This window comes from Steroidobacter cummioxidans, from assembly GCF_003104955.1.
In genome coordinates, this window is record NZ_LSRW01000018.1 from 1 (window position 1) to 24,137 (window position 24,137).

Consider the following 24,137-nt stretch of genomic DNA (forward strand, 5'->3'; position numbering starts at 1 on the left):
GTTCGACTCGCTGGCGCTGGTCGAATTCCTGGCCCGTTATGACGTCTTTCCGACCTGGGTGTTTGGCGTGCGGCTGGAGCCGTGGGGTGCACATTGCTGGATTCAGCATGGGCCCTTCACGTTCAACGAAGGCGTCGAGAAGGCAGCCAGCTACACCCCCATCATGGCGGTCTGAGAGAGAGCTCCCATGTATCGCTACATTGCTGCCGTTTGGCAGCCACGCGCTGTCGCGGGCCTGTGCGCCGCGGATTGCCTGCAGCGTCTGAATACGGCGCTGCGTCGCTGGTCAGTCGCATTCGACGAACCCGGCATTCTCGTTCTGCATTCCAGGTACAACCAGAGCGCGCCGGACAAGTATCCGTTGCACCGGGACGCCGGCGTGATCGTCGGTCGGTTGTTCGACCGACGCCAGGAGGACTACTCGCGCCCAGCCGACATCCGCTTCGGCGAGAGTGAAACGAGCAACCTCATCGCCACCGCCGGGCAACATCTGATCGATCACTACTGGGGCTCGTATCTGGCGATACTGCGTGATGGCAGCAGCGGTCGGCTGCACATCTTCCGCGATCCGATCGGCACTCTGCCGTGCTATCACGCGCGCCATGCGGGCATCGATCTGTTCTTCTCCCACTTGGAAGATTGTTTGCAGATCGCGCCGCTGCCCCTGGCAATCAATCAACTGCACATTGCTCAATGGCTGCTCTATAGCAGCGTACGGACCGACGCGACCGGATTGCAGGAGGTGACGCACCTGCCACGCGGCGAGCGCTTGACGATCTCGCACGCCGAGCGATCACGCACACTCATCTGGGATCCCATCGCGTTCGCTGGCGCCCCCAGGTTCCATGAGCCCGCCGCTGCCGCACGCGCGGTGCGTTCAACGGTCCAGCACACCGTCGATGCCTGGACGTCACGTTACCGACGAATCGCGCTGAAACTTTCCGGCGGCCTGGATTCCGCCATTCTCGCCGGGTGCCTGGCCCATGCACCTTCCGACGCTGAGCTCGTTTATCTGAACATGGCCAACCTCGATTCGGAGCGCCGAACGATTTACATGCCGGGCGTCGATGCCAGGTTGGCCGTGAAGCTGCGCTCCGTGGCTGCAAGTGGTGACGAGCGTTACTACGCGCAACTGATAGCACAACGATGGCACAGAGCACTCGTGATCCGACCGCGCAATGTTTCAATGGATCTGCAGCGTCTGCAGTTGCCGCCCCTCGGCGTCGCACCTTCGCTGTACTTCAGCGTATTGGAAATGGACGACGCGGCGTTGGAGTTGATCGCCAGCCACGGCACGGAAGCATTCTTCTCCGGTCAGGCGGGCGACTCCGTCCTGCTCGCGACGTTACAACCGCTGGGCGCAATCGATCACGCTTACAGGTACGGCGTAACTGGCGATCTGTGGCAACACATCACCACCAGCAGCGCGCTGAGTAAAGAATCGGTGTGGTCCGTGCTCGGCAAGAGCATCAAGCACGGACTGCTGCGTCGACCGTACCTGGAGCCCATCCGAATTCTCGATCGGCCGACGCTGCTGAGTCGGGATCTGATCGAGCGCTTGAGTGACGAAGACTTCGACAGCGGCGTGGCGCGCCTGGCGAGACGGTCGTCGCTGCCGCCCGGCAAGAAGAACCACGTGCGAGGCATCGCCAGTGCGTACTACAACTTTGTGTTCGCCGCCGGCGAGCGGGCCGAGCACATCGACCCGCTGAATTCACAACCCATCTGGGAGCTCATGCTGAGCATTCCTACTGAAACGCTGCTGATGAACGGCATGAATCGGGGACTTGCCCGGCACGCCTTCGCCGAGTTGCTGCCGCCAGCAATCCGTAAGCGTCAAAGCAAGGGCACGGGCACGCAGTTCTATCAAGACGTGGTCCGACGCAATCGACACCAGCTGCTGGAGCGACTGGAGAGCGGTTTGTTGGTACGCGAGGGTTTACTGGATCGTGCCCGGCTCACGACGTGTCTCAGCGCGGAGGAGCCTTCCGTCATGATCGCGCCGGCCATCATTCTCGCGTACCTGTCGGCGGAGATCTGGTTGCAGCAGGTGAAGAGCCAGCATCCCGCAGCTCGCGCAGTTTGCGCCAACGCGAATATTGTTCCGCTTTGCCCGGATCAGGATCCTCGTACGACTGCAGCCAGAAGCGAAACCAGTCCAGGTTACGGCGCATGATGGCGTCCAGGTGCGCCGCCTGCCATTTCAGATGGGTCTCCTCGGCAAACACATAGGCATCGTAGGGCTTGCCGGCCTCGGCCATGTGATTCAGCAGACGCGTGAGGCCGTACGTTTCCTTGGCGATCGCGTTGATGAGTAGCGGCGCTTCGATGCTCTGGACATGGTCCGCAAGATCGATCTGTTTCCAGAAGTCCAGACCGGCGCCGACCGGCTTCACCATCCAGCTGCCCATTGCCCCCAGCTGGGCCCGGCCCCGCGGCGTATAGGCATAGTATTCATCCTGACTCCAGCTGCCGCCGGAGACCGCGACGGCCGCGATCCGATCGTACTTCTGCACCAGATACAGAGGCACGAACGCGCCATGACTCACGCCGCCGATACCGACACGCTGCTGATCGATGAAACCTCTCGCTGCGGCGACATCGAGCGCGCGCACGGTCGATTCCATATACATAGAGAGGTGCGGAAATCCCAGCTCGGCCGAATACAGCGACTGTACATACTTGGCGCCGAGCCGGGCCGCGGCAGCGGGCGAGCCGCTCGGGAAATTCGTGCTCAGGACCACGAAGCCATTCGCCGCCAGCACCTGCAGCGCATACTCGCGATTGGTGCTGTTATCGAAGCCGGCCGCCGCGTACGGACTGATGAAAACCGGATACTGCCGTGTGGGATCGAAGTCGGGCGGATAGAGAATGTATCCATACGCCCGTGCCGGATAAGTGCCCGCCAATGCGCCGCCCGGCTCGTTCCAGGGAAACTTCGGCGTATCCCATTCGAAGCGCTCGACCTTGCCGAGCGCGATGTTTGCAAACTCCGGGTTCACGTCGCCCACGACCGCGACGACGCCGGTGTCGTTGTCGATCGCCGCCACGTGAGGTGGAAGACTGGGAGTTTCTCGCACGCATACCAATCGCTTGCCGGCCACGTCGCATGAGGTGAGCACGTCATCGAGCGTGCGTGCGACCACGGTCACTCGCCCGGTTTCAGGCGCCCAGGCGTACAGCCCGGTCGCTGCGCTGGCGAGCCCTTCGCGCCGCATGAACAGCACGGTGTTCTGATCGCTCCACCAGACGCTATCAATGAAGCCGCCGCACTCCGCTGCCTGACAAACGACGGGATCGGATCTATCTGGCAGCGAGAACTGCATACGCGAGAAGAAATTGCTCTCATCGATGGCCGCCTGTGCTCGCGCGCCATCCGCACGATCGGCAAACGCGCCCTTGCGCTGGCGCTCGAAACGCTCGATGGAGCTGCCACTGAGTCCCTGCGCTCGTTTGAATTCTTCGCTCTCGGCGTCGGTGGCCAGTCGCTCGCCGCGTCCTCGCGCGCCAACGATCCAGACAGCGACCTCTTTATCTCGCGGTGGCGCGCGCAACCCCATCAAGTCGGTGAAAACGCTGAGGTCGGTATCGTAGTGGTAGCCGCTACGTTCCTTCGCCTCCTCTTTCGCACGCAGCTCAGCACGCGCCGTACCTACGCTGAAGTACAACGACGCACCGTCCTTGCTCCATTCGAAGTTACGAATGTCGGCAGCATTGCGAGTGAGTTGCTCCTGCGCGCGCCCATCAACCCTGCTGCGCCACAGCTGCACCTCACCAGCACGGGAGACGGTATAAGCAATCCAGCGCCCATCGGGGGACCAGCGAACCGCAGGACGCTCGAACGCTCCGCCGTAGGACTGCGACACTCCAATGGCCAGCCTGGCATCGCCACCATCCCCGACCGGCAGCAACGTGCCTCCCGCAGTGCTGCCCACCAACCATTGCAAACGATAGCTGTTGGCAGGTACGTCGGCCTGACGCACGAGAATTGCGAACTTGCCTCGGTCCGGCGACAACCTCAGCGTGTCGATGCGGCGCAGGGCCGACATATCTGCGACGGTAACTGGTCGCGCAGCAGTAGCAACCGAGCAAACCATCACAGCTGCCATTGCCCAGACGCCGAGCAGCGCGCCACGACTCATAGCTCTTCCTTTCAAATAAAACGAGGGAGCCTTCGAATCGAAGGCTCCCTCTATGCCCCCTCCACGAGTGCTTGGTTCGCGGAGGATCCATGAGCTTATGTGATTACCAGCTCTTGCTGATCTCCAGCGAGATGAAGCGACCGAGCGGGTCGGCATTGGTGGCATCGAAGCCCACGTCGGTCGTGGTGACGAGCGCGACCGGCGGCGGGTCCTTATCTGCCAGATTCTGGGCACTCAACGCGACACTCAGGCCCGACAGGAAGCCGCGGTTGAAGCGAGCCGAGAAGTCATAAGCCACCCGAGCGTCGATGGTCGTATAGGAATCCACCGTCGGCCGCGTCACCAACCGATTGTCGATATATGCGTCGGTGTGGTTCACGAACACGTTCGCCGACCAGCCCTGCATCCGCCAGCCGACGAAGCCGCGGGCACGCCAGTCCGGCGGATTGTAGATCGTGTCCACAGTATCGATCTCCGGCGAGGTAGCGGTGACCTGCTGCTCCTGATTGAGGATGTATGTGCCATTCAAGCCGAAGAACAGGCTGCTGCTGCCGACCTTGAATTCATACTGAGTCGCCAGATCCACGCCTTCGGCCCGCACCAGGCTCAGATTGCGACGCCGCCCATCCACGATCACCGTCACCATCGACGGAGTGAAATTGGGATCGGGCATGCCAACGGCGTTCAAGGCCGCGAAGCCACGACCTTGCCGGCCGATCGCGATGAACTGATTCACCAGATCGACGCTGGGATTGTTGAATATGATGTCCTGGTAAGCAGCGGGGTTGGCCAGAATCACACCGGCGTTGCCGTTCGCAGGCGTCGCCACCAGGTTGTCATAGCGGATCTTGTAGTAGTTGAGCGAAGCGACGAAGCCCGGCAGGCTGACTGGCATCAGTTCCAGGCCGAACGAGGAGCTCTCCGACTCCTGCGGCCGCAGGCTGTCCACATCGATGCCGCCCACCTGCAGAAGGTAGGGCCGGCCGGGCAGATTGGTCGGACCCGCCTGCGCGAGGTTGCTCGAGAGCGTGTAGTCGACGAGGTTGGGCGCCTTGTATGAAGTGCCATACCGCGCGCGCAGCCGCAGGCCGCCCACCGGCTCCCACATCACGCCCGCCTGCGGATCGAATGACGATCCCGCCGACGAGTAATCGTCGTAACGTCCGGCCAGCGACAGCTCCAGAGCTTGTACACCCGTGATCGCGTTGTCCTTGCCGACGAACGGCACATACACTTCGCCGAACGCGCTCTTGATGTTCTGGTCCACGTCGATGGCGAAACTGGTCGCGCCGGTGCGCTGGAAAACGCTCAGCTCCTCATACGTCTCACTGCGATAGCCGACACCGATCGCCGCCCGGACGCTGCCGCCCGGCAGGCTGAACAACGAGCCGTCCGCCTTCATCTCGGCGCCTTCGATGGTGAACAACGTATTGCGCAGCACGTTGTTGTTCACGCCGGTCAAAGAGGAGTTGGACAGGAACTGATCGATCTCATTGCGCGCATAGCTGCCCGCCAGCTCGATCTGCCAATCGCCGGCCACGTTCCAGTCGACACCGAGCGTTGCGACCGCCTGATCGTTGTCGTTCTGCGTGGTTTCGTTGAGATCGATACGGCCGCCGCGATTGAACGAATCGCGCCGCGTGTACAACGCGTCGAGGAACATGCTCACCGAGCCCCCGAGCGTCTGCCGGCCAGTCAGCAGAGCCGAGTAATTCTCGTCCTCGGGCGCGATCGAGCCGAGCCGCACTGCATTTGGGATGAAGTCACGATCGGTGGCCAGCAACAGATCGCGCTGGTAGTACTCGACCGATGCGATGAAGTTGCCGCTGCCCCAGCTGTTGCCCACGGCCTGACTGGCGCGGTATTCATTGGTGCTGTCGGCCGTGCCGGCACGCAGTCGCGTTTCGGCGCCTTCGAAATCGTCCCTCAGGATGAAGTTCACGACACCGCCGACGGCGTCGGAGCCATACAAGGCCGACGCGCCGTCCGGCAGGATTTCGACCCGATCGATCGCCGACAATGGCAGCGCCGAGATATCGACCGCCGCGGAACGGTAGCCCGGCGCAAGACGCCGGCCATTCAACAGCACCAGCGTAGTGCCCTCACCGATGCCGCGCAGATTGATGCTGGAACCCTGCTCGCGATTGTTGCCGCTCACGCCTGGAGTGAGATAGCCGCTGCGATTCGCCAGCGCGAAGTTCTGCGTCACCGATTCCAGCAACTTGGCGGTCGTGCTGTAACCCGTCGCATCGATATAAGAGCGCGACAGGACGGTGACCGGCGCGGTGTTGTTTTCGATGCCGCGAATGTTGGTACCCGTGACGATGATCTCTTCGATGTCCTCCAGGGGTCGGCCTTCCACCAGGCGCCCTCGCCGCATTCCGCTGCTTTCGCCCATCTCCGCTTGCGCCAGACGGATGCGCCCATTGCTCGCGCCGTAGCTGGCGCTGGTCGTCGCCGCTGCGTTGGCGCTCGCGAGTTGAATCGTGACGGTCTTGTCGTCGAGATGACGGTAGGTGAGGCCGGTGCCTTCGAGCACTTGTTTCAACGCCTGTTCGGTGGTCGCCTTCATCTTCAGCGGCGGCGCCGACTGATCGTCGACCAGTTTCTTGTCGAACAGGATGTTGCTGTCGGTTTGCGCTGCGATCTCTCGCAACGACTTGGCCAGCGGCTGCTCCGGCAGATCCCATTCAGTCATTGCCTGCGCGTTGACCGCCGCAGCGAGAATCGTCAGCACACTCCCTGTCAGTGCCGCTGCGCGTGGCGCGAAGCGAACACTGCTACGAAACGTCCGATTGTTGGTGCTCAAAGTCGTCTCCTAACCGATGAATCCCCAATCCCCAGGTCCTGAACCATTGTCAGGATTTTTGACACACCGATAATCGACGTTGCAGCCTGCTGAAATCCTCACTGAATGGGTTTGCCAGATAGAACTATTTCCTCACCGCGCGTAACGACGGTGAGACCGTAGGCTTGTGCGACTGCATTAGCGAAGTGTGTGGAGTCACCTGCTTGGAAGAGCCCGTTGATGGTAAGTGCGGCCGCCTCCGGATCGACCACGACCAATTTGGTTTCGTTATATCTGTTCATCTCGGCGACCGCGGTTTGCAGCGGCGTGTCATCCAATATGATCTGGCCGCGGCGCCACGCAGTCGTCTTCTCAATTGAAGGTGTATCGAGCCGGGTGGCCGCACCACTATCGAACGTGAGTCGTTGACCTGCGGCGAGCCTGAACTCGCCCGCGCCGCGCCGAGCCTCCAGTGCGGGAGTTGCCGGTTCCTGTTCGATCGCACCCGGTGCGTCGATCGACGGTTGCACCGACTCGGTCGCCGCCGGCTGCACCGGCGACACCAGCACACTGCCTTCCACCAGCGTAACCGCCAGCCGTTCCGCATCTCTGCGCACTACGAATGAAGTGCCGAGCGCCTTCACCTGCCGATCGCCAGCCATGACGATGAAGGGCCAATCGCTGCGTTTGGCGACGTTGAACAACGCTTCGCCCCGACGCAGCTCGACCCGACGCACCCGCTCGTCATACTTCACGACGATGCGCGTGTCCGTGTTGAGAAATACGCGAGTGCCGTCTTGGAGTACCAACTGGCGCTGCTCCCCGACCGCAGTGGCAACGACACCCGCGTATTGAAACCAAACAATTCCGACGATGACGACCGCCAGCGCACCAGCCAGCGCGGCGAGCAACGCGCCCCGGTGCCGCCGTTGCTGGACCCGATTCAAAGGCCGAAACGGCACGACGCTGCGCAGCTTTTCCGATTCCTCCCAGACTTCGGTGGCCAGCTCGAACGCGAGTGCGTTCTCCGGATCGGCTTGCAGCCAGCGGCGCAACCCATCTTCGATGGCGCGGCCACGCGCATCGCCGTGAAGCTTCGCGATCCACACGCTGGCTTCGGCGAGTCGCTCCGGCGACACGTCCCGGGTGGTTGGCGCTTGCGTAGGAGTCATTCCCGTTGGCGTTCGATGGCGAGGATCGTCACGGCGCTGGCAACATGCTTCTCGACGGCACTCACGCTGATCTGCAAGCGGCGCGCGATCTCGGCGTGGCTGAAACCGTAGAGGCGATGCATGAAGAAAACTTCCCGTGTCCTGGGGTTGGCGCGATCGAGCGCCTCCCGCATCCTCATCAGACGTTGCTCAGCCGCAAAAACCTCATCCGGCGTGGGATCCAGGTCGGGCAGCTCCAGGGTCTCGATCGGATCGGTCTCGTAACTGTCCTGGCGGGCGTGTCGATGCTGATCGACGGACAGATTGATCGCAGTACGGGTCAGGAACGCTTCCTGATTCTGGACCTGGCCACCCTGGCGGGTATAGGCGTGCAGGCGCAGCACCGCCTCCTGCACCAGATCCTCTGCTTGCTCCGGCGTCGCGCCACGTCGGCGCAATAATTTCTTCAGGCCACGCAGCTGCCTCAAGATCACTTCCATATATAGGCGTCCTGTTGTTTCGAGCTCGTCCGCGAAACGCGCGGCATATTGCGTGTTCGGCACGCGCGTGACAACGGAGTCTTACCGAGACTTTCTTACTGCCGGAATAAACAAATGCCCGAGCAACTGCAGCATTGATTCGGTAATAATCGGCAACCGAAGTTATTGCACGGCACCGTGCCCGAACCGATAAGGAGTTGCTGCCAGTGAGAACTTGCTTCGTAGCACGAGCAATCGCATTGATTGCCATTGGCCTCGCGAGCGCATCGATCCACGCTGCCGAGCAGCGCGCGATCACGCATGAGGATGTCTGGCTATTGCCGCGAGTCGGCGCCCCGGCCGTCAGTCCCGACGGCAAGCTTGCGGTATTCAGCGTGACCGAGCCTGCATACACGAACGATCAGCAAGCGAGCGATCTGTGGCTGGTCGCCACCGACGGCAAAACCCCGCCGCGCCGGCTGACGCAAACGCGCGCGTCCGAGTCGGGCATGACCTGGAGCGCGGACAGCAAGCGCATCGCCTTCGCCTCGAAGCGCGATGGTGATGATGTCGCGCAGATCTATATCCTGGACGTCACGGGCGGCGGCGACGCGTTGCGTGCCACGACCATCAGCACAGGCGCCCGCTTGCCGAAGTTCTCGCCTGACGGCCGCATGATCGCATTCACCAGCGACGTGCCGCCGGACAGCCGCAACGACGAGGACAGCAAGCGCATCGTCGCGGAAGAAAAGGCGCGCAAATATAAAATGCGCGCCTACGACAGCTTCCCGATCCGCAATTGGGATACCTGGCTGCCGGAAAATCGCCGACCGCATGCTTTCGTGCAAACCATCGGTGTGAATGACGCACGCGATCTGTTCGCCGGTACACAAATGATCAAGCAGCCCGGCTTCGCTGGCCGCAGCACGCCGGGCGCGAGCGAACTGGATCTGCTCTGGGCACCCGATGGGGGCAGCCTGATCTTCTCGGCGAGTCGCAATGCCAATCGCGGCGCCTTCGACTACACCAACACCGAGCTGTGGCAAGTCGCGGTCAGCGGCGGAGAGCCAAAGCGCCTGACCGGCAGCGAAGATCTCAAAGGCGCCGACGGCTGGAGCCAACCTGGATTCAGCCCGGACGGCCGCACTCTGTATGCATTTCGAGATGTGCGCGGCAAGACGGTATTCACCCCGACGCATCTGGCGGCGTTGGATTGGCCCTCACTGCAACGGCGCGCCGATATCACGTTGCCCGCCGAGCGCGATCCGCTGAACTTCGTGATCGCGCCCAACAACCGCGATATCTATCTGCTCGCCGAAGACGCGGGCCATTCGAAGATCTATCGCGGCAAGAGCAGCGGCGGCGAAGCGACGCTTGCGTTCGACGTGAAGGCCGGCGGTTACGGCAATCTCGTTGGTGCGGATCGATCGAGCTCGCCCGTCCTGATTGCGAACTTCGACAGCGCGATCAGCCCGCCGGAAGTCGTGCGCATCGATCTGCAGCGTGGCAACCACCAGGCACTGACGCGCTTCACGGCAGATAAGATCGCGCAGCTCGATCTGGCACCGCTCGAACATTTCTGGTTCGACAGCAAGCGCGGCGCGCGCATCCACAACATGATCGTGCGTCCGCCGGGATTCGACCCGGCGAAGAAATATCCGCTACTGGTGCTGATGCACGGCGGTCCGCACACCATGTATCGCGACAGCTTCTCCCTGCGTTGGAACTATCACTTGCTCGCCGCCCCCGGTTACATAGTGCTGCTCACCAACTACACCGGGTCCACCGGTTTCGGCGCGGCGTTCTCGCAGGCCATTCAAGGCGACCCTTTGGAAGGCCCCGCATTGGAGATCAATCAAGCCGCCGACGAGGCGATCGCACGCTATTCATTCATCGACGGCACGCGGCAATGCGCCGGCGGCGCAAGTTATGGCGGACATCTGGCGAACTGGATGCAGGCGAGCACCGATCGCTATCGCTGCCTGATCAGTCACGCCGGCCTCATCAATCTCGAGAGCCAGTGGGCGACCAGCGATGTCACTTATTCGCGCGAGCAGAACATGGGCGGGCCGCCCTGGCAGCAAGGCGTCGACTGGAACACGCAGAATCCGATCCGCTATGCATCGAAGTGGCAAACGCCGGTGCTGGTGACTGTCGGCGAGCGCGATTTCCGCGTGCCCATGAACAACACGCTGGAGTATTGGAGTGTGCTGCAACGTCAGCAGGTCGAAAGTCGTCTGCTGGTGTTCCCGGACGAAAATCATTGGATCCTGCAAGGCGAGAACAGCCGACAGTTCTTCAATGAGGTCCACGACTGGCTGGCGCGCTGGCTGAAAGCTAAGTAACGTTGTTGATTCCATGACGGGAGAACGTGCAATGTCTACACGCCGCCAGTTCCTGGGCCAGTCGGCCGCGGTGCTCGCCGGATCTTCGCTGCTCGGCGCCTCCTGGCAATCGCTGGCCGCGGCAAGCGAGGGCAAGATGTTATTGAGACGAACCATTCCCTCCAGCGGCGAGAGCCTGCCCGCGATCGGCATGGGCACTTCGGGCAGTTTCGAAATCACTCAGGGCAGCCCGGAATACGATGCGCTCAAGGAAGTGCTGAAGCGTTTCTTCGCTGCCGGCGCAACGCTGATCGACACGGCGCCGACCTACAGCAATGCCGAAGACATCCTCGGCCCGCTGCTGGCCGAGGCGAAGCTGCGTCCAAAAGCGTTCATCGCTACTAAATTGTCCGGCGTCGTGGGCCGCGACAAGGGCCTGGCGCAGTTTCAGAGAACGCTCAAGTCACTACGCACCGACAAGGTCGAGCTGCTGCAGGTTCATAACCTGGGCGATTGGAAAACACAGCTGGCATTGGCGCGCGAACTGAAGCAGCAAGGCAAGGTGAAGTACACCGGCATCACGCACTATCTGGATTCCGCGCAGGATCAGCTGGCCGATGTCGTTCAGGAAACCAAGCCCGACTTCCTGCAGATCAATTATTCGGTGACCAATCGTGGCGCCGAGAAGCGGCTGTTCCCGATGGCCAGGGATCTGGGCATCGCCGTGCTCGCCAATCGCAACTTCAACGACGGCAAGCTGTTCAATCAGGTCAAGGACAAACAGCTGCCGGGCTGGGCCAGCGAAGTCGGCGTGACCTCGTGGGCGCAGATGTTTCTCAAGTTCTGCCTCAGCCACGAGGCCGTGACCGCGGTGATCCCGGCCACCGGCAAACCCGATCGCCAATCCGACAACCTCATGGCCGGTTATGGCCCGCTGCTGTCGGCGGCGCAAAAGCAGGAGCTGGTGCAGCTGGTCGGGTGATGTTTCGACTGCAGCTGCTGCGGGCGATGACAACATCCTCGCAGCAGCTGCATCGAGATCAGCTGGACTTATTGGCTGCGTCCGGCTTCGTCATCGGCACCAGCGCCGAGACGGTCAGCTCAGGGGTCTGTATCGACAACTGGCGCGGCACACACACGACGCGGTCGGCCTCGATCTTCACCGCGAGCTTGGGCAGCACGTGATCGCGCAGCCCTTCCATCAGCTCGCAGTCGCCGGGCTGCAGATCCAGCTTGCGATCGCGCGACAGCTCAACGGTTTTCCATTCGGCGGGGAATGTTTCATCGAGCTGATTGGAAGCCACGCCCAGGCGCTTGAGCAACTCGTTGCGACTGTCCTGCCCTGGCGCTTTGGTCAGGTCCGCGGCCGGCACGGGCGTCGCGGTCGTGATGGTGATGAAGAAATTCCGTGACGGCCTGTTGAGCATACAACCCTGTGCCGAAACACGCGTTTGTGGGTGCGCGCCCAAGGCCTTCAGAATCGCTTTGATTCGATCCTGGGCCGCGTCGCAGTCATACGCGGTGGTGAAACCGGTGTAGCTGTAACGAATCTCCTGGGTCTTCCAGCCCGCCTGAACCGGCGCTGAACTGTCGGCGGCGTGACTCGCCAACGGCAGCAGCAGGCTGCAACACGCCGCGAGAAACATACTTCGTGATCTATCGGCTGCATCGCGCATAGGGACTCTCCGAAACACCCGAACCTGGACGCGGGCCATACTGCTTGGACGAATGGCGCATCGTCATGTTCCCGCAGCGGGCCTGTACCGTCGTTAAATGTCGTTCATGATTGGGCCGGCGGTGTCATGAAAACCAGCTCGTGAACTCTTGACGCTGCTCCAGCAGGAACGGCCGATCGATCTGTTGGGCATACAGCTCGATATCTCCTGGCGTCACGCCGCACTCGGCGTAATGTTTCTGCCAGCGGTTCACGACGGTCACGACCTCACGTACCTGCTGGATCGCCGCAGCTTTTTTCAGCGAGAACAACGGCGCCATCGACAGCGCATTGGCGAGCGTAGAATCGGCCTCGTCCTCACCGACTCGCATCTGCTGAAAGCCCAACGCCTGCCCGGAAGGCAGCACGTCGTAGGCGGGCGACAAGCGGTACTGCTGAGCATCGGTGACGATCAGGGCGTGGTTCTTCTCATGGTCGTCGGTGTTGTCGATCAGGATGTTGAACACCATGCGGCGAAACAACTCCTGCATATCGAACTCGTTTTGATCCCGCTCGACCACGCCGCGGCGCCGCAGCAGCTGCGCCAGCTCGGGATAGCCGAAGCGCTCAGCCGCGGCTCGCAACGCCACGCTCGCGGACAAACAGTGCAATCTCGCCCCCTGGTCGCGATCGAAACGTTTGATCGCGACGGCATGACCATGAGTGAGCCGCACAGCCTGCGTCTGCGCGACGCGAATGCTTGCCTTCTGTGCGAGCAGCATGGTGGCATGCTCGACCAAAGGCGTATCCGCCGGCTCGCCATCGGAAAACTTGATCACCCACTGCTCGCCAGCGATATCCAGCAGCGCCTTGGGACGCGCGCCGCCGAGCGTCACTCCCGGAGAGATCAAACGCTTTTGCGAGTCGGGCACAGGCTCGTTGTCCTGCACTTTACGGATCAGTTCGTGGATGGTGTCGGTATCGCCCAGTGCCGGCAGCGGCCCGAGCCGCCTGGGCTGATACTCCTGCGCCGACGTGGAAACGCCGAGCGCGCCGAAACGGTCGTCACCGGCAAAATACAAATATTCGAGCAGCGACAAGCGCGGCGGCTTGTCGAGAAACCGAATGACGCGCTCGCCCCAACGATCCGGCCGCGCATCGTCCACCGCCCCGATCGCAATGTTGGGCTCGGTGGGCAGCAACTCCTCGCCGATCAGCGGCAGGTCCTCGCTCAGCGGAAAACCTCGCTCCAACCATTCGGGCGTGTAGCGCAACGACACGCCGCGCGTCGTTCTCACAAGATGCAGCTCGCCAATCAGAACCGGCCGCGCCGGCTGAGTCACGAGCCACAGATAAAGCTGGTCGCTCGGTTGATAAGGCGCCGGCTTGCGCGCATGACTCATGTCCGCACCTGTTTCTTCGCCCGCTTGCCACGAGCCAGACGCGCTTCGACCGAGGCGGCGGAACGAACGGCTCGGCGTTTTAGAGCGCTGCGCACGTCACTCTCCAGAGCGCCTTTATCCTCGGCTGGAGCCGCCACTGTGGGCAGGGCGCCGACACGCCCCATCAGCCATAGGGCGGTAGCGTAAATCCCCACGCTGACGCCGGCATCGCCGCGCTCCATCCGGATCAGCGTGGGCACCGAAATGCCCAGACGCTTGGCCCAGGCCCGCTGGGACTCCCGGCGCCGGATGCGGGCCACGGCCAGGTTTTCGCCCAGGGCACGCAGCGCCTGGCTGGCGGCGGGCGGCAGGGCCTGCAAGGCTTGGGGAGTGCTAGGCATAACATAGAGTTTATCGAAATGGCGATTTTGGTCAATTCTATGTTAGTTCAGGCTGGCCTCGGGTGGCGCCGCCTTGGAATCCCGACTGGCCGCCCCCACCCCTGCGGACCGGCCGGAAAAAACACGACATATGCCCCCCGAAGACGCGTCTCCCAATCTGGTCGAGGTGTTTCGCTCGCTGCGAATGCCCGAGTGCGACCAGCAGACTTTGATCCTGTCGGCGGTCGGGATCCATTCGTGGACTATCGTGCGTGGTGGCGTGTTCGTGGTCGTGGTCCCTGAGGAGTCGGCCGCCCTGGCCATTCGCCACCTGACCGAGGCGGCCCAGGAAATCAAAGCGCCCGCTCCCGTTCTCGAGCTGCCGAAGCATCGGCCGCACGCCTGGACCGGATCGATTCTGTACGCGCTGGTGATGATGGCGGTGGCCTACGCCGCAGGCATCGGCGCGTTCGGTTTCGACTGGCTCGAGGCAGGCGCATTGAACGGTGCGATTCCGGCGACCCACGAATGGTGGCGCGTGGTGACCGCACTCACCCTGCACGCCGACGTTGGCCACCTGCTCAGCAATCTGGCGTTTGGCTCCGTCTTCGGTTTTCTCGCGTCACGCGCCATGGGCGGCGGCGTCGCGTGGGCCAGCATTCTGATCGGCGCGATGCTGGGCAATGGGCTGGATGCGCTGGTGATGCCGCCGGAGCAACGTTCGATCGGCGCGTCGACGGCGGTGTTCGCAGCGCTCGGCATCCTCAGCGCGTATGCGTGGACGCTCGAAAGCGCCACCAATCTGCGTTGGGCGAAACGGCTCGGCCCATTGATCGCCGGTGTGATGCTGCTTGGTTTTCTCGGTGCCGGCGGCGAGCGCACCGACGTCGTCGCGCATGTGACCGGGTTTGTCAGCGGCTGCCTGCTCGGCCTTGCGCTCGGGAAAATTCCCGAGCGTCGTTTCGATTCGAGCGCCCTACAGCTCGCAGCCAGCGCCTTCACCCTCGCGACGCTGGCCGCCACGTGGCTGTTCGCAATGCGCTGAGGCTATTCCTCGAGCTGGAAATTCAAGCGCAATCGATAGCGCTGATTCTTGCACTGGCTGCTCATGATCATCGCGCTCACCGCTTGCACCGCGCCTTGATCCAGTCGAGCTGACAGGCTGCTCGCGACCACTTTGACATCGGTGGGGCTGGCGGCCTTGCCGGGCACGGTGAATTCCACGACCACCGGGCCCTGCTCATCGAGCTGGCGCGCCTCGTCGGGATAGAAGTCGGAAATATTCACCGGCTTCACGACTTCGTATTTGCAGTTCGCTTCGGTCTTGAGCGCCGGCAGGGGCTGGCGGGGCTTGCAGCTCGCTTCAAAGGTGGCGGCACCTACGCCCTCTTCCGCCATGCTCGCAGTTACGGCGCGAATCGACTTCTTCAGGACCACGGCCTGGGATCCGGGCTGCGGATTGCCCTTGGCGTCAGTGCCGTCGTATTTGATATAGGCCTTGCATTCCAGGTCCTGGTCGGAACCGTTGGTGACGAACACCGTGCGCCGCAGGCAATGCTTCTGTCCTTCCCCGCCGCAATAACGCGGCGTTTCGTCACGGATCAGCGTGTAGCTCCACGCACCGCCTTCCAGCTCGAAGGAATATCCATCCGCTTCCTTCACGATGCTGCTGGGCCTCGGCGTGCCGCCAGGAGCCGGCGCGTCGGTGCGAACTTTCGCGGCGGCCATCTGAGCGCTGCAATCCGCGGTCTTGCCGCCGGGGCCGCCCTTAGTGGTGCGAAACGCCTCCACCTGATCGTTGTAGCAGGCCGCCAGGCCGGCCAGCTCGTCGGTGGTCGAGTTGTGCGCGTCGACGTATGCCTGTACCAGCTTCTCGCGGGTCGCCTCGTCCTTGCCCACGGTCGACTGGCTCGCGTCGCCCTTGATACAGCGCAGGTATTCGCTCATCTCCTGATCGACCTTCACCAGCGCCTGGGCGGCCGTCTTCATCTCCGCTTCGGTCGCCGTGGCGCCGTCCGGAATGGTGATCTTGAAATTCGGCCGGGTGCAGGCCGCGTAGGCCGAGCTCAGTGGCAGAGCCGCGACCAGCCCGATGACCGAGAGCATGGCCGTCTTCGAAGCAATCACTGCGAATCGCATATCCCCGTCTCGAAGCTTTTGATGCACAGATTGTCCGCGATGCTTGGCAGCGGCGCCAGCGGTGCGCTCCCGACTGAACCTTCGCCACGCCCCCGCCTCTATTGGCTCGAGGATTGACCGCTACATTCAATGGACTATTGGGGAACCCGTGGCAGCGAGGGATTTTCTGCACGATGACCGCGCCATTCGACCGGCCATCTTCACGCTGGTCCTGGCCGCCCATCTGGCGGCGTTGCTCATCCCATTGAAGGAGAAGCATGAGCGTATTCGCGATCACTCCGCCCCGAGCCGGTTGATACTGATCCCGAGCGCCAGCGACGACCGGGGGCTATTGCGCATCCCGGATGCCCTGCCGCCCGCCGTAGCGGTGCAGCCACCGTCCCTGCCGCGCCTCGCTCCATTTCAGTCCGCCGACGAAGGCCTGCCGGCCTCCTCCGCCACAGCCACGGCCCTGCCCGATTGGAAACAATCCGGCGCGGACGCCGCCGCCGACGCCGCGCGAGACAACTATCGAGCACTCGGCCCGAAGCCCCAAGAGCCGCAAGTGAAATTGCCACCCTCCCCATTCGGCGCACCGCCGCGGCACAAGTTCGGCGACATGGACAAGGACGCGTTCAGCAATGCGATCATTTGGCTGGGCAAGAACTGCTTCATGCGCCCAGGGGATTCCAATGCGCAGCCGAGCGATCCGTTCGCCGGCGTTCCCATGTTCTTCTGCAGTGGCTCCATCGGCAAGGCGGAGCCGAGAGGCGATCTGTTCGAGCACCTGCGCAAGACGCCACCTGTGCCATAACTCGTGTACTCTCGGCCGATCATGAGCCGCACGGACCATGTATCCATCGACGAAACGCTGCGCCAGGCGTTGACGCAGGGCCTGGCCGCGACCGAGCTGTGGTCGTTATTACTGTCGGTGATCGAACAGCGAGCCGCGCAACGCACGGCTGCCCAAGTTCGCCAGCAGTGGCAAAGCGATCGTTTCGTCGAGCCGTGTGCGGTAAATCAGCGCACGCTGAATGAGCTCGACTCGCATCTGCTCGCGGCCGCCGCCGAGTTCGAAGCTCTCGAACTATCGCCACTTGCGCCGCTCGCAACCTGTTCCGCGGTCGCGCTCACCAGCCAGAACAGAGTTGTTTCGACCGCGCGCGGCACGGAAGTTGTTTCCGATCCAACCAACGTACTCGCACTGGAATGCGCCGAGCGACTACGAGAAGCGCCGGGCGCCGTGATCAAGCTCACTACCAGTCATCGTTGCGTGCGCGCGCAGGCAATACCGAAGCGGCCAGGATTTGCGGCGCATTTCAGAATGTTTTGTCTGGCCTCGGCCGCGCACGAGCGCAAGGATCATGGCTTCGTGACTGATGCCTTGATAGAGCACATTCGCACTCACATCGCGGCACTCGATCGGCTGGAGCAGCACGGCTACCGCTTCCCCGACCGCACCCTGCGCCTGCTCAGCACACCCGAGCGCTCGCATCTGGCCAAACGAATTGCCGCAGCTATCCCGGAGATGCCGGCGACGCTGGCCCCGCTGGAACACCAGTATTACGACGGTCTGAGATTCATGCTCGATGCGGGCACACCGGACGGCGCTGCCATTCCCCTGGTCGACGGCGGCGCGTTCGACTGGTTACGTAAGCTCACCGACAACAACAAAATGGTGTACGTGGCGAGCGGCATGGGCTCGCAGCTCGCGGCGCTGTTATTTCGCCGCGTGGCCCAAATCGCTTGAGATCAGGCGCGCCGACGGAACGGTGAAGTCGTCGCGGTCGCGGCGCGCTCGGCGGACAGAATGGTGTTGTGCAGGAGCATGGTGACCGTCATCTGCCCCACGCCGCCGGGCACCGGCGTGATGTACGAGGCCTTTTCTTTCACGCCCTCGAAATCGACGTCGCCGACGATGCGGCCATCCGGCAGGCGATTGAAGCCCACATCGATCACGACGGCGCCGGTCTTCACGATCTGCGGCACGATCAGATTCGGCACGCCCGCAGCAACCACCAGAATGTCCGCGAGCAATGTGAAATGCCCGAGGTCACGTGTCTTCTTGTGACAGATGACCACGGTTGCGTCCTGCTGCATCAACATCAGCGCGGTGGGCTTGCCGACAATGTTGCTGGCGCCGACCACGACCACGTTCTGACCTTCGACGCGAATGTTCTCGTGCTCGAGGATCTTCTGCACACCATACGGCGTGCACGGCGAGAACACGGTATTGCCGGTGACCAGGCCGCCCATGTTGTACAGATGGAAGCCGTCGACATCCTTTTCGACAGAAATCTTCTCCAGCACGCTCGACACCCTGATGTGCGCCGGCAGCGGCAACTGCACCAGAATGCCGTGCACGGTGACATCGTTGTTGAGGCGCTCGATGTGATCGAGTACCTGCTCCTCGGTGGTGCTGGCGGGCAACTCGACCAGCTCGGAGCGGATGCCAACTTCCTTGCAACCGGCGATCTTGTTACGAACGTAGGACTGTGAGGCCGGATTGTCGCCGACCAGAATGACGGCCAGCGCGGGCGTCACGTTATGGCGTGACCGCAGCACATCGACGCGCGAGTGATATTCCGCCCGCAGCTTCTTTGCAATCGCCTTGCCGTCGATGATCTTCGCAGTCACTTCAACACCACCGTCTTGCTGCCATTGGTGAACACGCGACGCTCGGCGTGCCACTTCACGGCGCGATTCAAAACCACGCTTTCCAGATCCGAGCCGATGCTCACCAATTCCTCTGGGGTCATGGTGTGATCCACCCGCGCCACTTCCTGCTCGATGATCGGACCTTCATCCAGATCCGTCGTCACATAGTGCGCCGTCGCTCCGATCAGCTTCACGCCGCGAGCATGCGCCTGGTGATAAGCCTTCGCGCCCTTGAAGCCGGGCAGAAACGAATGATGGATGTTGATGGCGCGACCGGCGAAATATTCGCAAGCCCTCGGCGTGAGGATCTGCATGTACCGCGCGAGCACCAGCAGCTCGCCATCGACCTTCTCGAACAGCTCGATGATGCGCTCTTCCTGCTCGACCTTGCGTCCGGCGAGTACCGGCAGATAGTGGTACGGCACGCCGTGCCACTCGCTCAGGCTGCGCATGTCCTGATGATTGGAGACGACCGCCACGACTTCAATGGGCAGGGTGCCGGTGCTCCAGCGATGCAGCATGCTGTTGAGACAGTGACCATGCTGAGATACGGCCAGCACCGCGCGACACTTGCGCTGTGCTTCGTGAAATTTCCAACGCATGCCGAAGCGTTGCGCGACTGCATTCGAGAACAGCTCGTCGAGCTTCTGCAGCGACGGCGCGCCATGGCCATTGTCATGAAACACGGTGCGCATGAACGACGTATCGGAAACCGGATCGTCGTAATGCTGAGCCTCGGTGATGAGGCAGTTGTTGGCCGCGAGGAAACTGGCCACGGCCGCCACGACACCGGTGGTGTCGGGACAGGCCGTGGTCAGGACCATGCTCGGCGGCTTCGCCACTCCCGGACCTCGAGCCGGCGCCACCGCGCCTGACACAGAGGTGGGACTGGCGGGAGTCGAGCCGTCGGACATGGTCATCTCCTAACTCGGGCAGGAGCCCCGATCAATAACGGTAGTGATCCGGCTTGTACGGGCCGGCCTTGTCGACGCCGATGTACCTGGCCTGCTCGTCGGTCAGCTGCGTGAGCTTGACGCCGAGCTTGGCCAGCTGCAGCCGCGCCACTTTCTCGTCCAGGTGCTTGGGCAGCACGTAGACGCCGATGGGGTACTGCGCCGTGTTGGCGAACAGCTCGATCTGCGCCAGAGTCTGATTGGCGAAGGAAGAGCTCATCACGTAGGACGGATGACCGGTGCCGCAGCCCAGGTTCACCAGGCGGCCTTCGGCCAGCAGGATGATGCGCTTGCCGTCCGGGAAGATGACGTGATCGACCTGCGGCTTGATGTTCTCCCAGGTGTACTTCTTCAGCGACGCCACATCGATCTCGTTGTCGAAGTGACCGATGTTGCAGACGATGGCGTTGTTCTTCATCGCCTTCATGTGATCGTGAGTGATCACGTGGAAGTTGCCGGTGGTGGTGACGAAGATGTCGCCCAGCGCAGCGGCGTCTTCCATGGTCACGACGCGATAACCTTCCATCGCCGCCTGCAGCGCGCAGATCGGATCGATCTCGGTGATCAGCACGGTGGCCGACAACGCACGCAGTGCCTGCGCCGAGCCCTTGCCCACGTCGCCGTAGCCGCACACGACCGCCACTTTGCCGGCGACCATCACGTCGGTGGCGCGCTTGATGCCGTCGACCAGCGACTCACGGCAGCCGTACAGGTTGTCGAACTTGCTCTTGGTGACCGAGTCGTTGACGTTGATGGCCGGGAACGCGAGCTTGCCGTCCTTCGCCATCTGATACAGACGCTTCACGCCGGTGGTGGTCTCTTCGGTCACACCCTTCACGGCCTTCAGGCGCACCGAATACCACTTCGGGTCGACCTTGAGCTTGGCCTTGATGGAGTTGAACAGGCAGATCTCTTCTTCGCTGCCCGGATTGTTCAGCACGCTGGCATCGCTTTCGGCGCGCGTGCCCAGATGCAGCAGCAGCGTCGCATCGCCGCCGTCGTCGAGGATCATGTTCGAGTAGCCGCCGTCCGCCCACTCGAAAATGCGATGGGTGTAATCCCAGTACTCATCCAGCGACTCGCCCTTGTATGCGAATACGGGCGTGCCCTTCACCGCGATGGCCGCGGCGGCGTGGTCCTGAGTCGAGAACACATTGCACGACGCCCAACGCACCTGGGCACCGAGCGCCTGCAGCGTCTCGATCAGCACGGCGGTCTGGATGGTCATGTGCAGGGAGCCGGTGATACGGGCTCCTTTCAAGGGCTGGGACTTCGCGAACTCTTCACGGATCGCCATCAGACCGGGCATTTCGGTCTCGGCAATCAGGATTTCCTTGCGGCCCCAATCGGCCAGGGACAGGTCGGCAACGTGAAAATCGCCCTGGGAAGCAGGCTTGGCGACTGCGCTCATACAGTTTCTCCGTCAATGGTTGGAGGGCGCCGTTGCCTTAAGGCGGTGCGAGCCGAGCCTGGCAGGTCTCGGAAGAACTCCGGAGCTGCTGCAGCGCCCCTCGGATCGCGGAAGGGGAAGTCTAACAAATCCTCAAGCAGCCGTCCCTGGAGCGTCGGCCAGCCGGCACTTCCGTGTACCGGCGTTCACGCGGTTCGAGGCGACGTTAAGTCGCCTCGAAAAGGCATCCGCGTTCACCCGTTAGCAGCGAGCTTCACGCCCGCTTCCGACGCCAGCAGCTCGGCCTTGTCGGTCTTTTCCCAGGTGAATTCCGGCTCGCTGCGGCCGAAATGGCCGTAGGCGGCGGTCTTCTGGTAGATCGGCCGCAGCAGGTCGAGCATCTGAATGATGCCTTTGGGCCGCAGGTCGAAATGTTTCGCGACCAGCTCTTCGAGGCGCTCATCGGACACTTTGCCGGTGCCGAACGTGGTGACCATGATGCTGGTGGGCTTGGCGACGCCGATCGCGTACGACACCTGCACCTGAGCCTTGGTGGCCAGACCCGACGCAACGATGTTCTTGGCGACGTAGCGCGCGGCGTACGCCGCCGAGCGATCCACCTTCGACGGATCCTTGCCCGAGAACGCGCCACCGCCGTGAGGAGCGGCGCCGCCGTAAGTGTCGACGATGATCTTGCGACCGGTCAGACCGCAATCGCCCTGCGGACCGCCGACCACGAAGCGGCCGGTGGGATTGATCAGATAGTTCACCTTCTTGCCGATCATTTCCTTCGGCAGCACCGGCTTCACGATCTCTTCGATCACCGCTTCGGCCAGCTTTTTGTGCTCGATGTCGGGATGGTGCTGGGTGGACAGCACGACCGTATCGATCTCTTTCGGCTTGCCGTCGACGTAACGAATCGTGACCTGCGACTTCGCATCCGGACGCAGCCAGGGCAGCTTGCCGTTCTTGCGCAGCTGCGCCTGACGCTCGACCAGGCGATGCGACAGATAAATCGGCAGCGGCATCAAGCCTTCCGTTTCATCGCACGCGTAACCGAACATCAGGCCCTGGTCGCCGGCGCCCTGATCCAGATCGATACCGCGGCCTTCATCGACGCCCTGCGCGATGTCCTGCGACTGTTTACCGTAAGCAACGAGCACCGAGCAGCCTTTGTAGTCGATGCCGTAATCGGTGTTGTCGTAGCCGATGCGCTGGATGGTGTCGCGCGCGACACCCTGAAAATCGACGACTGCGCCCGTGGTGATCTCGCCCGCCAGCACTACCAGACCGGTGGTGCACAGGGTTTCGGCCGCGACGCGCGAGTACTTGTCCTGCGCCAGGATGGCATCGAGCACGGCATCGGAAATCTGATCCGACACCTTGTCCGGATGACCTTCCGAAACCGATTCGGAGGTGAAAAGAAAGCTGCTGCTGCTCATTAAGAAGGTCCTTTAACTTGAAAGCGGATGCTAACCCGTCGGCGGTTACAGCGGGGTACCAAAATTTTCCCGATAGCGGGTAGCGAATTCGTCGCTCGTGAACCGATGGTTCTGCGTGCCGCGCGATTCGATCTTGATCGCGCCCAGCAGTGAGGCGATCCGTCCGGTGGTCTGCCAGTCGCGACCGTGAATCAGGCCATGCAGCAGACCGGCGCGATAGGCGTCGCCGCAGCCGGTGGGATCGACCACCGCCTTGGGTTTGGCCGCCGGGATGAGGATTTTGCCCTCGCGCGTATGAATCTCCGAGCCCTCCGCGCCCCGCGTGACGATCAGCGCCTGGACGTGGTTGAGTATTTGGGCTTCATTCCAGCCGGTGCGCTGCTGGACCACCTGCCACTCGTAGTCGTTCAATGCCAGATATGTGGCCTGCGCAATGAAGGTCTTCAAGTGCTCGCCGTCGAACAGCGGCATGGCCTGGCCCAGATCGAAAATAAAGGGAATGCCGGCCGCGGCGAACTGCGCAGCGTGCTGAATCATGCCGTCCCGGCCGTCGGGTGCGACGATGCCGACTTTGATGGGCTGATCGGCCTGTCGTGCGACCTGCGAAACTTCGTTGACATGCGAGTGCTGCATGGCGCCCGGATGAAAGGCCCAGATGTGATTGTCATCCAGATCGGTGGTCACGAAGCCTTGCGCGGTGTGCTCGCTTTCGAGCACGCGCACGTAGTCGGTCGGGATACCGTTCTGCTGCATCCAGTCCAGGTATAAGCCGGCATCGCGGCCGACCGTCGCCATGAGGTATCCAGTGTCGCCCAGCAGCTTGAGGTTGTAGGCGATGTTGCCGCCGCAGCCGCCGTACTCGCGGCGCATCTGTGGCACCAGGAAGGACACGTTCAGCATATGGATCTTGTCGGGCAGGATGTGATTCCTGAACCGGTCCTCGAACACCATGATGGTGTCGAATGCCACCGAGCCGCAGATCAGGGCCCGTCCACCGGCCTGTGCATGCTGAGTCAAAACGCTGTTCTCCTTCGGGCTGCCAAAGTATGTTGGCCAAGTTTGTTGGAAAAGGCGGGCATCGTCCGCGTCGGCCATTGGCGACGCGGCCTACTTGCGAGCCGCCGGGATTGTAGGCGCCCGCTGCCCGTCCTACTACCTGACAGTTCCATCGGCCCCGCGCGAGCGCCGAATGGATTACCGATGAACCCGTAGGTCGGTTCAAGCGTTAAGCGCTATCCAAGGCGGGGTCCGCCCCAGGGGAGTGACGGATTGATCA

The 24,137-nt window shown here is 62.4% G+C and carries 19 protein-coding genes, 1 pseudogene and 1 riboswitch; of the genes and pseudogenes, 7 read left to right on the forward strand and 13 right to left on the reverse strand.

Translation table 11 applies throughout. The features are described 5' to 3' along the window. The first annotated feature begins 16 nt into the window (after positions 1-16). Positions 17-175, forward strand: a complete 159-nt coding sequence (locus D0550_RS36815) for a lasso peptide biosynthesis B2 protein (RefSeq protein ID WP_349770714.1) — start codon at positions 17-19, stop codon at positions 173-175. A 12-nt stretch (positions 176-187) separates the two neighbouring features. Next, positions 188-2,176, forward strand: a complete 1,989-nt coding sequence (locus tag D0550_RS36660) for an asparagine synthase-related protein (protein ID WP_116809329.1) — start codon at positions 188-190, stop codon at positions 2,174-2,176. A 19-nt stretch (positions 2,177-2,195) separates the two neighbouring features. Here D0550_RS36660 and D0550_RS11455 read toward each other — a convergent pair. The 4 genes and pseudogenes from D0550_RS11455 to D0550_RS11470 form a co-directional block, all read right to left on the reverse strand. Further along, positions 2,196-4,307: pseudogene (locus tag D0550_RS11455) on the reverse strand (Atxe2 family lasso peptide isopeptidase); the annotation flags it as partial. Further along, entirely contained in the window at positions 4,246-6,951 is a 2,706-nt protein-coding gene (locus D0550_RS11460; RefSeq protein WP_153067123.1) for a TonB-dependent receptor, read from the reverse strand. The pseudogene D0550_RS11455 and the gene D0550_RS11460, both read right to left, overlap by 62 nt. 98 nt (positions 6,952-7,049) lie before the next feature. Then, complete coding sequence (locus D0550_RS11465; RefSeq protein ID WP_116809332.1) at positions 7,050-8,102, reverse strand: FecR family protein; 1,053 nt, start codon at positions 8,100-8,102, stop codon at positions 7,050-7,052. Further along, positions 8,099-8,581 (reverse strand): RNA polymerase sigma factor, encoded by a 483-nt coding sequence (locus D0550_RS11470; RefSeq protein ID WP_116809333.1) that lies wholly within the window; start codon positions 8,579-8,581, stop codon positions 8,099-8,101. The genes D0550_RS11465 and D0550_RS11470 overlap by 4 nt, the downstream gene beginning before the upstream one ends. A gap of 206 nt (positions 8,582-8,787) precedes the next feature. On the opposite strand from D0550_RS11470, the gene D0550_RS11475 reads away from it, so the two are divergent. Both D0550_RS11475 and D0550_RS11480 read left to right on the forward strand, forming a co-directional pair. Then, positions 8,788-10,905, forward strand: coding sequence for a S9 family peptidase (locus D0550_RS11475; protein WP_206606213.1), 2,118 nt, complete (start codon positions 8,788-8,790; stop codon positions 10,903-10,905). Positions 10,906-10,936: 31 nt separating this feature from the next. Beyond that, the gene (locus D0550_RS11480; RefSeq protein ID WP_116809334.1) at positions 10,937-11,866 is read left to right on the forward strand and encodes an aldo/keto reductase; all 930 of its coding nucleotides are present in this window, start codon (positions 10,937-10,939) and stop codon (positions 11,864-11,866) included. A 58-nt stretch (positions 11,867-11,924) separates the two neighbouring features. Here D0550_RS11480 and D0550_RS11485 read toward each other — a convergent pair whose 3' ends face one another. From D0550_RS11485 to D0550_RS11495, 3 genes are all read right to left on the reverse strand, one after another. Next, positions 11,925-12,530, reverse strand: a complete 606-nt coding sequence (locus D0550_RS11485; protein WP_116809335.1) for a hypothetical protein — start codon at positions 12,528-12,530, stop codon at positions 11,925-11,927. A 154-nt stretch (positions 12,531-12,684) separates the two neighbouring features. Next, the gene (locus tag D0550_RS11490) at positions 12,685-13,941 is read right to left on the reverse strand and encodes a type II toxin-antitoxin system HipA family toxin (protein WP_116809336.1); all 1,257 of its coding nucleotides are present in this window, start codon (positions 13,939-13,941) and stop codon (positions 12,685-12,687) included. Beyond that, positions 13,938-14,300, reverse strand: a complete 363-nt coding sequence (locus D0550_RS11495) for a helix-turn-helix domain-containing protein (protein WP_206606214.1) — start codon at positions 14,298-14,300, stop codon at positions 13,938-13,940. Before D0550_RS11495 ends, D0550_RS11490 begins: the two co-directional genes overlap by 4 nt. Positions 14,301-14,451: 151 nt before the next feature. Between D0550_RS11495 and D0550_RS11500 the strand changes: the two genes are divergently transcribed. After that, positions 14,452-15,345: a rhomboid family intramembrane serine protease gene (locus D0550_RS11500; protein ID WP_116809338.1), complete on the forward strand. Its 894-nt coding sequence runs from the start codon at positions 14,452-14,454 to the stop codon at positions 15,343-15,345. Positions 15,346-15,347: 2 nt separating this feature from the next. Here the strand turns inward: D0550_RS11500 and D0550_RS11505 are convergent, their stop codons facing one another. Beyond that, complete coding sequence (locus D0550_RS11505) at positions 15,348-16,439, reverse strand: energy transducer TonB (RefSeq protein WP_116809339.1); 1,092 nt, start codon at positions 16,437-16,439, stop codon at positions 15,348-15,350. 148 nt (positions 16,440-16,587) lie between these two features. Between D0550_RS11505 and D0550_RS11510 the strand changes: the two genes are divergently transcribed. Then, positions 16,588-17,232 carry a hypothetical protein gene (locus D0550_RS11510; protein ID WP_116809340.1) on the forward strand — a complete coding sequence of 215 codons (645 nt, stop codon included), beginning with the start codon at positions 16,588-16,590 and terminating at the stop codon, positions 17,230-17,232. A gap of 21 nt (positions 17,233-17,253) precedes the next feature. After that, positions 17,254-18,168 carry a hypothetical protein gene (locus D0550_RS11515; protein WP_153067124.1) on the forward strand — a complete coding sequence of 305 codons (915 nt, stop codon included), beginning with the start codon at positions 17,254-17,256 and terminating at the stop codon, positions 18,166-18,168. Between the two features lie 2 nt (positions 18,169-18,170). Here the strand turns inward: D0550_RS11515 and folD are convergent, their stop codons facing one another. The 5 genes from folD to D0550_RS11540 form a co-directional block, all read right to left on the reverse strand. Beyond that, positions 18,171-19,055 carry a bifunctional methylenetetrahydrofolate dehydrogenase/methenyltetrahydrofolate cyclohydrolase FolD gene (gene folD / locus D0550_RS11520; RefSeq protein ID WP_116809342.1) on the reverse strand — a complete coding sequence of 295 codons (885 nt, stop codon included), beginning with the start codon at positions 19,053-19,055 and terminating at the stop codon, positions 18,171-18,173. Beyond that, on the reverse strand, positions 19,052-19,900 hold the full coding sequence (purU, locus tag D0550_RS11525) for a formyltetrahydrofolate deformylase (RefSeq protein WP_206606223.1): 849 nt from the start codon (positions 19,898-19,900) through the stop codon (positions 19,052-19,054). Before purU ends, folD begins: the two co-directional genes overlap by 4 nt. Before the next feature lie 121 nt (positions 19,901-20,021). Further along, entirely contained in the window at positions 20,022-21,440 is a 1,419-nt protein-coding gene (ahcY, locus tag D0550_RS11530; protein ID WP_116809343.1) for an adenosylhomocysteinase, read from the reverse strand. A gap of 17 nt (positions 21,441-21,457) precedes the next feature. Further along, a riboswitch (S-adenosyl-L-homocysteine riboswitch) is annotated at positions 21,458-21,548 on the reverse strand. 125 nt (positions 21,549-21,673) lie between these two features. Further along, a complete protein-coding gene (metK, locus tag D0550_RS11535) occupies positions 21,674-22,861 on the reverse strand; it encodes a methionine adenosyltransferase (RefSeq protein WP_116809344.1) in 1,188 nt (395 codons plus the stop codon). Positions 22,862-22,906: 45 nt separating this feature from the next. Next, on the reverse strand, positions 22,907-23,812 hold the full coding sequence (locus D0550_RS11540; RefSeq protein WP_349770715.1) for a carbohydrate kinase family protein: 906 nt from the start codon (positions 23,810-23,812) through the stop codon (positions 22,907-22,909). Positions 23,813-24,137: the final 325 nt, after the last annotated feature.

Coding starts and splice junctions, on each gene's coding strand:
- D0550_RS36660 (WP_116809329.1), top strand. CDS start 188: ATGTATCGCTACATTGCTGCCGTTTGGCAGCCACGCGCTGTCGCGGGC.
- D0550_RS11465 (WP_116809332.1), bottom strand. CDS start 8,102: ATGACTCCTACGCAAGCGCCAACCACCCGGGACGTGTCGCCGGAGCGA.
- D0550_RS11470 (WP_116809333.1), bottom strand. CDS start 8,581: ATGGAAGTGATCTTGAGGCAGCTGCGTGGCCTGAAGAAATTATTGCGC.
- D0550_RS11480 (WP_116809334.1), top strand. CDS start 10,937: ATGTCTACACGCCGCCAGTTCCTGGGCCAGTCGGCCGCGGTGCTCGCC.
- D0550_RS11485 (WP_116809335.1), bottom strand. CDS start 12,530: ATGTTTCTCGCGGCGTGTTGCAGCCTGCTGCTGCCGTTGGCGAGTCAC.
- D0550_RS11490 (WP_116809336.1), bottom strand. CDS start 13,941: ATGAGTCATGCGCGCAAGCCGGCGCCTTATCAACCGAGCGACCAGCTT.
- D0550_RS11500 (WP_116809338.1), top strand. CDS start 14,452: ATGCCCCCCGAAGACGCGTCTCCCAATCTGGTCGAGGTGTTTCGCTCG.
- D0550_RS11505 (WP_116809339.1), bottom strand. CDS start 16,439: ATGCGATTCGCAGTGATTGCTTCGAAGACGGCCATGCTCTCGGTCATC.
- D0550_RS11515 (WP_153067124.1), top strand. CDS start 17,254: ATGAGCCGCACGGACCATGTATCCATCGACGAAACGCTGCGCCAGGCG.
- purU (WP_206606223.1), bottom strand. CDS start 19,900: ATGGTCCTGACCACGGCCTGTCCCGACACCACCGGTGTCGTGGCGGCC.
- ahcY (WP_116809343.1), bottom strand. CDS start 21,440: ATGAGCGCAGTCGCCAAGCCTGCTTCCCAGGGCGATTTTCACGTTGCC.
- metK (WP_116809344.1), bottom strand. CDS start 22,861: ATGAGCAGCAGCAGCTTTCTTTTCACCTCCGAATCGGTTTCGGAAGGT.
- D0550_RS11540 (WP_349770715.1), bottom strand. CDS start 23,812: ATGGTGTTCGAGGACCGGTTCAGGAATCACATCCTGCCCGACAAGATC.